We start from the raw sequence: 7,033 nt of genomic DNA, 5'->3' as shown, positions 1-7,033 counted from the left end.
CTCGGATGAAGGCGGGGTTAAGCCGCACAAAAGCAAACCTTTCAGTAAAATTAGGCAATCTCTTTCTCGGTAAGAAAGAGATTGATGACGAGCTACTAGAAGACATTGAAACACTGCTTTTAACAGCGGATGTTGGCGTTGAAGCAACAACAGAAATTATAGGCCGGTTAACCGATAGGGTAGAGCGCAACCAATTAGCCGATGCTCAAGCATTGCATGAATCTTTGAAGCAAGAACTCGCCGGTTTGTTAGGTCAGGTTGAGCAGCCGTTGGTAATAGATGCAGAGAGTAAGCCTTACGTGATCCTTATGGTAGGGGTCAATGGTGTAGGTAAAACAACGACTATCGGAAAACTAACTAAGCGTTTTCAGGCACAAGGAAAATCCGTCATGTTGGCGGCTGGTGATACGTTCCGTGCGGCAGCTGTCGAGCAGTTGCAGGTGTGGGGTGATCGAAATAATGTTCCTGTCGTTGCTCAGCATACCGGTGCAGATTCGGCTTCAGTTCTATTTGATGCTTTAGAGTCTGCCCAAACAAAGAATGTTGATGTATTGATTGCTGATACAGCAGGCCGTTTACAAAACAAAGACCATCTCATGCAAGAGCTTGAGAAGGTTGTACGTGTTATGCGTAAGAAAGATGCAACGGCCCCGCACGAGGTAATGTTAGTGCTAGATGCAGGGACTGGACAAAATGCTATGAGTCAGGCGCGTATATTCAAAGATGCCGTGGGTGTTACGGGCATCACGCTGACTAAATTGGACGGGACTGCAAAAGGCGGAATCATATTTGCTATTGCCAAGCAGTTGGAATTGCCTATTCGCTTTATCGGTGTCGGCGAACAAATAGACGATTTGCGACCTTTTGTTTCTGAAGAGTTCGTAGCTGCATTATTTGATGAATAAGGACAGGTTTATCATCTGAGAGTTACTTATTATTAAACTGTTATTAACGGTATTGGTATTTATATAGATGTACTGTATATTTATCCATGTTTTTAACTGGATGAGAAAATAGCTTTGATAGGGCGACTTAAGGGTGAAATAATCGAAAAGCAACCACCACAACTGCTGGTGGATGTGCAGGGTGTTGGTTACGAAGTAGAAGCTTCCATGAACACTTTTTTCCGCTTACCGGACATGGGGCATCACGTTGTGCTTTATACGCACTTTGTTGTGCGAGAAGATGCGCAGCTACTTTATGGTTTCATTGATAAGCAAGAGCGTGGTTTATTTCGTTCTTTAATTAAGGCGAATGGTGTTGGCCCGAAAATGGCAATCTCTATTCTTTCAGGGATGACCACGGAAGAGTTTATAGGTTGCCTGCAGCGTGAAGATGCAGCGGCGTTAACGCGTATCCCAGGTGTAGGTAAGAAAACTGCCGAACGTCTGATCGTAGAGTTAAAAGATAAACTTAAAAGCCTTCAACAAGCTGAACCTGCTGACTTCCAGCTTACTGGTAATGATTTACCTGATATAGCGCAACACATGGCCGGTTATAGAGAAGAAGCAGAAAGTGCATTAGTTTCTCTTGGTTATAAGCCTGTACAAGCCACGAAGGCAGTCGCGCAAGCTGAGCAAAAATTAGGGGTGGATGTTAGCAGTGAAGAGCTTATTCGCCTGGCACTTAAATCGATGATTTCAGGCTAATCTTCCTAGTTTTGTAAGGCATATAGTTAGTTAATATGTGTTGTTCTTTATTTGTTCACTGAGGCGTTTGTCGTGATCGAAGCGGATCGTTTTATTTCTCCTGTAAGTGCACCTGTCGAAGAGCAGCATGATCGTGCAATTCGTCCTAAAACACTGGCAGATTATACTGGGCAGCCCGTTGTAAAAGAGCAGATGGAAATTTTTATTCATGCCGCGAGGCAGCGTAAAGAAGCGCTCGATCATACATTGATTTTTGGCCCGCCAGGGCTCGGTAAAACAACGCTAGCAAATATTATTGCTCATGAAATGGGTGGGGATATTAAAACAACCTCAGGCCCTATTATTGAGAAAGCTGGTGACTTAGCTGCTTTGCTCACAAATTTAGAAGAAGGCGACATTCTCTTTATTGATGAAATTCATCGCCTTAGCTCAAATGTTGAAGAAATACTCTATCCTGCAATGGAAGACTATCAATTAGATATTATGATTGGTGAAGGCCCTTCTGCACGTTCTATTAAATTGGATTTGCCTCCGTTCACTCTAGTTGGCGCTACCACTCGCGCGGGCTCTTTAACTTCGCCATTGCGTGATCGGTTTGGGATTGTGCAACGTTTAGAGTTTTATAATATAGAGGATTTAACACAAATTATTCTCCGTTCTGCACAATTATCAGGATCCAAGATTGATGCTCAAGGTGCCAAAGAAGTGGCTAAGCGCAGTAGAGGTACCCCGCGTATAGCTAACCGATTGCTGCGTCGTGCTCGTGATTATGCCGAAGTAAAGGGTGATGGCGTTATCACTCAAGACGTAGCAAATCTTGCGTTAAATATGCTGAGTGTTGATGAGCGTGGTTTTGACCACATGGATCGGCGATTACTGTTGGTGATGATTGAAAAATTCGGTGGAGGGCCTGTTGGAATCGATAGTCTGGCTGCTGCGATCAGTGAGGAGCGCGATACAATTGAAGATGTGCTTGAGCCATACCTTATTCAGCAAGGTTATATTATGAGAACATCAAGGGGGCGAGTGGTCACTGATCACGCCTATTTACACTTTGGTATAGATAAGCCTGACGAGGATCAATAACCCCTACAAAAATAGTGTGTTTTACTCTCTGTATGCTTTGTTAAGCGTGTTAATACACTAACAATAAGAGAGATAGCACTATGTCCCCCCAATTAAATGCCTTTCAAGTTAAAGCTATAAAAGCAGAGCTTTTGGAGTTGCTTGGTCACCTGCGTGAAGATGTTGGTCATGAGCTAGAAGATCAACAGGGTGAAAGAGGGCATGCGGGCGTTAGGGAGACCCACGATCGCGGTGACGAAGCAACAGCGGACTTAGATTCTACAATTAATATCACGAATGTTTCACGGCATTTAGGTGAAATAAGAGAGTGCCAAGAAGCATTGCATCGTTTAGAAAACGGTTCTTTTGGTTTGTGTATTAGCTGTGATGAAGAAATCGAACTTAATCGTTTAAAAGCTAACCCTGTCTCTTCAAGGTGCCTTTCATGTCAATCCAAAGAAGAAAGTGGTCACCCTGAAGTTCATTATGCTTCTTTATAGAAATGAATAAATTATGGAAAGGTTGTTTTTAGTAATAGAGCCCAAGATATAAAAATAACCTTATCATTTTCAATACCCTTCTTGTATAAATCTGCGTGCCTGCTATTGTTGCGTTTTTGCTCTAAACACCATCGCTTAGGTACTAAATTGCGCTTGTTGGTTTGTTTGGATGAACTTTTCAAACATACAGATATCACAGCATGAACAAGTTCCGCTAGGCGTTGTTTATAACATTTAATTATCATTTACTATTTCTATTAACTTGGAACCAGTTAATAGGCTTGTCACGGAGAAAGTGCAGTGGGCGAACAGTTGTCGATCTGGAGTCTTGTTATCAATGCAAGTGCAGTAGTGCAGGCAGTTATGGCTATTCTAGTGCTCGCATCTTTTATATCTTGGGTGATTATTTTTCAACGCTTTAGTGTCATTCATAAAACGACCAAAGCATTACGTAACTTTGAAGATAGATTTTGGTCTGGAATAGATTTAGGGCAATTGTATCGTGAGATCACGGATTCAACCGGGAAAATCAGCGGTGCTGAAACCATTTTTTGTGCTGGCATTAAAGAATACACTCGAATGACACAGCAAAAGAATTATGACCCTGATGCGGTGATGGATGGCGTTCATCGAAGCATGCGTGTTGCTTTAGCGCGCGAGGAAGAAAAACTAGATCAGCACTTACCTTTTTTGGCGACGGTTGGCTCAACAAGTCCATATATTGGTTTGTTTGGTACAGTATGGGGGATTATGAATGCGTTTCGTGGGCTTGCAAATGTCCATCAAGCTACGCTGGCATCTGTCGCTCCTGGTATATCAGAGGCACTAGTTGCAACCGCAATAGGTTTGTTTGCGGCAATCCCTGCTGTTATCGCTTATAACCGTTTTTCCGCTAAATCAGAATGGTTAATGAATAATTACGAAACCTTTGCCGATGAGTTTTCTAGTATTCTGCACCGCCGTATTCATTCGCCAATTTAATGGTTTAATAAAATGATAAGACGGAAGAAAAATAAACGTAAACTCAACGCGGACATTAATGTTGTCCCATATATTGATGTCATGATGGTGCTACTCGTCATTTTCATGGTGACAGCACCGATGTTGACGCAAGGCGTTAGTGTTGAGCTTCCTCAAGCTACTGCAGAGCCCGTTGATGCCCAGGATGAAGAACCCGTTATTGTTACTGTGGATAAAGATGGCCTTTATTACATCAACATTGGAGGTTCTGAAACAGAGGCTGTTAGTAGCGAAGAAGTATCTATCCGTGTACAAAAGATTATGAGTGTTAACCCAAAGCAGTTGTTACTGGTGAGGGGAGACAAAAATGTTTACTACGATAAAGTCGTGACCTTGATGTCCCTGATGCAGCAGTCAGGTGCAAGCAGTGTTGGCTTGGTAACAGAATAGGTTATGGCGTGGGTATAACCAGTTATATTATTCCAATACTATTCGCCATTATTTTGCACGGCGGGTTATTGTTGCTGTTAATTCCTCATTGGTTTCAGCAAGAAGATCCTTATCGCAGAATGCCGCGACATATTCAGGCGCAAATGATTGACTTAAAAGCATTAAGTAATCAGGAGGATTTGCAGAAAAAGTTTCAGGAAGAGCAAAGAAATAAAGCTATTCAAGAAAAAAAGCGTGAAAAAATTGAGAAGCAGCATCAAAAAGAACTCCAGAAACAAAGAGAACTTGCGCAACAAAAGCTTGAAAGTGATCTAAAGCAGAAAGCTGAAAAGTTAAAGAAAGAGACTGAGGTTAAGCAAAAAGCGATAGCTGAAAAGCAACGTAAAGCAGACCAAAAAAAGAAAAACGCAAAACTGAAAGAACAAAAAGAAAATGATTTGGCGCGAAAAATTGCTGCAGATAACGAGCTGAAAAAGAAAGAACTAAAAAAGAAAAAAGAAGATAAGAAAAAAGCAGAGGCTAAAAAAAGAGCCGCTGAGAAGAAAAAAAGTGAAGTAGAAAAAAAACGTAAAGCGGCTGAAGTTAAGAAAAAAGCCATAGCTGACGAAAAACGTAAAGCTGAAAAATTGAAGCAAGACGAAAAACGTAAAACCGAAGAACTAAAACGGCAACAAGCTGAAGAACGTTTGGCTGAACAAAGGGCGGCCAAGAGTAAAGCGGCGGCAGAGCGTGCTAACAAAATGCGAGCTGAAATTAGTGGGTATATTCAGGCACTAATTGAACGAAATTGGAGATACCCGAGTAATACTCGTAATGGTATGAAAGCTAAAGTACTTATACGCTTGTTTCCCTCGGGAGAGGTCGATAGTGTGGAAGTGCTTCAAAGCAGTGGTGATGCAGCTTTCGATAAATCAACAGAAAAGGCTGTATATAGAGTTGGTGGCTTTCCTCGAGTTGCAGAAGTAGACCCGCTCTTTTTTGAAAGAGAGCTACGTCGGGTTATTATTGAGTTTCGACCAGAAGGATTAAGGTGGTAAAACATGGTTAAACAAATCTTGGTAGGTGTCGTTTTACTATTATCAGCGTTGGCTGTTCGGGCAGAGTTGGTTATAGAAGTTACTCAGGGTGTTGATGCCCCCACCCCTGTTGCGGTTGTTCCTTTTGGTTGGGATGGCGAGCAACTCAGTGATGATATTGCACAAATTGTATCCGATGACCTCGGTCGCAGTGGTTTCTTCAGTATGATGAAGCGAGAAAACATGCTGAGTAGTCCTCAGACTCAGGAACAAATTTTCTTCCGTGACTGGCGTGTTTCGGGGAGTGATTACTTAGTAGTCGGTCGGATTATCCCCGCTGCAAATAATCAGGTCACCGCTACTGTAGAGCTTTATGATGTTCTTAAAGAGCAACGAGTTTGGTCTGAAACTGTTAATGGTAACGCAGGGAACTTAAGAGATGTGGCGCACTATATAGCCGATCAAATCTTTCAGCAGTTGACGGGGATTAGAGGTGCATTTTCGACACGTGTTGTTTACGTAACAGCTGAGATGTTGGGAGAGAATAAATATCGTTATCGTCTCCAAATGGCAGATTCTGATGGTGCTAGGCCACGCACTATACTTGAATCAAAAGAACCTATTTTGTCACCTACATGGTCGAAAGATGGAAGCAAGCTGGCGTATGTCTCATTTGAAAGTACTCGCCCATCTATTTATGTTCAGCACTTAGCCACGGGGCAACGACAAAGAATTCAGTCATTTAAAGGGTTAAATGGAGCACCTGCTTGGTCACCACAAGGTGATAGGCTTGCTTTAGTGTTATCAAAAGACGGAAACCCAGAAATCTATGTGTTGACCTTGGCTACTGGGCAGTTGGACCGAGTAACACGTCATTATGGCATTGATACAGAGCCTACCTGGGCTCCTGATGGTGAATCACTACTGTTTACTTCTGATCGAGGAGGTATGCCTCAGATATATTCATTGCACTTGCCGACGAGAGATCTCAAACGTCTTACGTTTGAAGGTAAGTACAACAGCCGTGGTCGTTTAACACAGGATGGCCGCTTCTTAACTATGGTTCATCAGGATTCATCCGGTTTTCATATTGCCGTTCAAGATTTAAAAAGCGGCAGGTTAGATGTCCTTACCAGTACAGGTTTGGATGAATCTCCTACGATTGCACCGAACGGAAGCATTATTCTATATGCAACTAAAAAAGGTGGGCGGGGAGTGTTGGCCGGTGTGTCTTTGGATGGGCGTGTTCGCTTTACAATGCCCAATACCCGTGGCGATGTGAGGGAGCCTGCGTGGTCCCCATATTTGCAATAAAATATTGTTATTAATAAATTAGTAGTGATTAAACTACAAGCTAAGGTAAAGACCTAAGCTACTTAACTATTTTCAGGAG

8 protein-coding genes are annotated in these 7,033 nt (G+C 42.4%); all 8 read left to right on the top strand.

Features of this window, described 5'->3' with window-relative positions; translation table 11 throughout:
* On the top strand, positions 1-905 hold a 905-nt coding region (gene ftsY, locus QZZ55_RS13570; protein WP_293267872.1), incomplete at its 5' end, for a signal recognition particle-docking protein FtsY.
* A gap of 114 nt (positions 906-1,019) precedes the next feature.
* A complete protein-coding gene (ruvA, locus tag QZZ55_RS13565) occupies positions 1,020-1,649 on the top strand; it encodes a Holliday junction branch migration protein RuvA (protein ID WP_293267871.1) in 630 nt (209 codons plus the stop codon).
* Positions 1,650-1,721: 72 nt separating this feature from the next.
* Positions 1,722-2,735: a Holliday junction branch migration DNA helicase RuvB gene (gene ruvB / locus QZZ55_RS13560; RefSeq protein ID WP_293267870.1), complete on the top strand. Its 1,014-nt coding sequence runs from the start codon at positions 1,722-1,724 to the stop codon at positions 2,733-2,735.
* An 80-nt stretch (positions 2,736-2,815) separates the two neighbouring features.
* Positions 2,816-3,214, top strand: a complete 399-nt coding sequence (locus QZZ55_RS13555) for a TraR/DksA C4-type zinc finger protein (RefSeq protein WP_293267869.1) — start codon at positions 2,816-2,818, stop codon at positions 3,212-3,214.
* Positions 3,215-3,514: 300 nt separating this feature from the next.
* Positions 3,515-4,195, top strand: a complete 681-nt coding sequence (gene tolQ / locus QZZ55_RS13550; RefSeq protein WP_293267868.1) for a protein TolQ — start codon at positions 3,515-3,517, stop codon at positions 4,193-4,195.
* A 12-nt stretch (positions 4,196-4,207) separates the two neighbouring features.
* A complete protein-coding gene (gene tolR / locus QZZ55_RS13545; RefSeq protein WP_293267867.1) occupies positions 4,208-4,624 on the top strand; it encodes a protein TolR in 417 nt (138 codons plus the stop codon).
* A gap of 8 nt (positions 4,625-4,632) precedes the next feature.
* Positions 4,633-5,661 (top strand): cell envelope integrity protein TolA, encoded by a 1,029-nt coding sequence (gene tolA, locus QZZ55_RS13540; RefSeq protein WP_293267866.1) that lies wholly within the window; start codon positions 4,633-4,635, stop codon positions 5,659-5,661.
* A 3-nt stretch (positions 5,662-5,664) separates the two neighbouring features.
* A complete protein-coding gene (gene tolB, locus QZZ55_RS13535; protein WP_293267865.1) occupies positions 5,665-6,954 on the top strand; it encodes a Tol-Pal system beta propeller repeat protein TolB in 1,290 nt (429 codons plus the stop codon).
* Positions 6,955-7,033 lie beyond the last annotated feature (79 nt).

It is taken from the genome of Neptunomonas sp., from assembly GCF_016744175.1.
Taxonomy (GTDB): domain Bacteria; phylum Pseudomonadota; class Gammaproteobacteria; order Pseudomonadales; family Balneatricaceae; genus Neptunomonas.
The sequence above is the reverse complement of the archived record's forward strand: the minus strand, read 5'-3'. Positions and strand labels throughout refer to the sequence as shown.

Bases quoted from the DNA above. Each gene is read 5' to 3' on its own strand.
- tolB (WP_293267865.1), top strand. From the start codon at position 5,665: ATGGTTAAACAAATCTTGGTAGGTGTCGTTTTACTATTATCAGCGTTG.
- tolR (WP_293267867.1), top strand. From the start codon at position 4,208: ATGATAAGACGGAAGAAAAATAAACGTAAACTCAACGCGGACATTAAT.
- QZZ55_RS13555 (WP_293267869.1), top strand. From the start codon at position 2,816: ATGTCCCCCCAATTAAATGCCTTTCAAGTTAAAGCTATAAAAGCAGAG.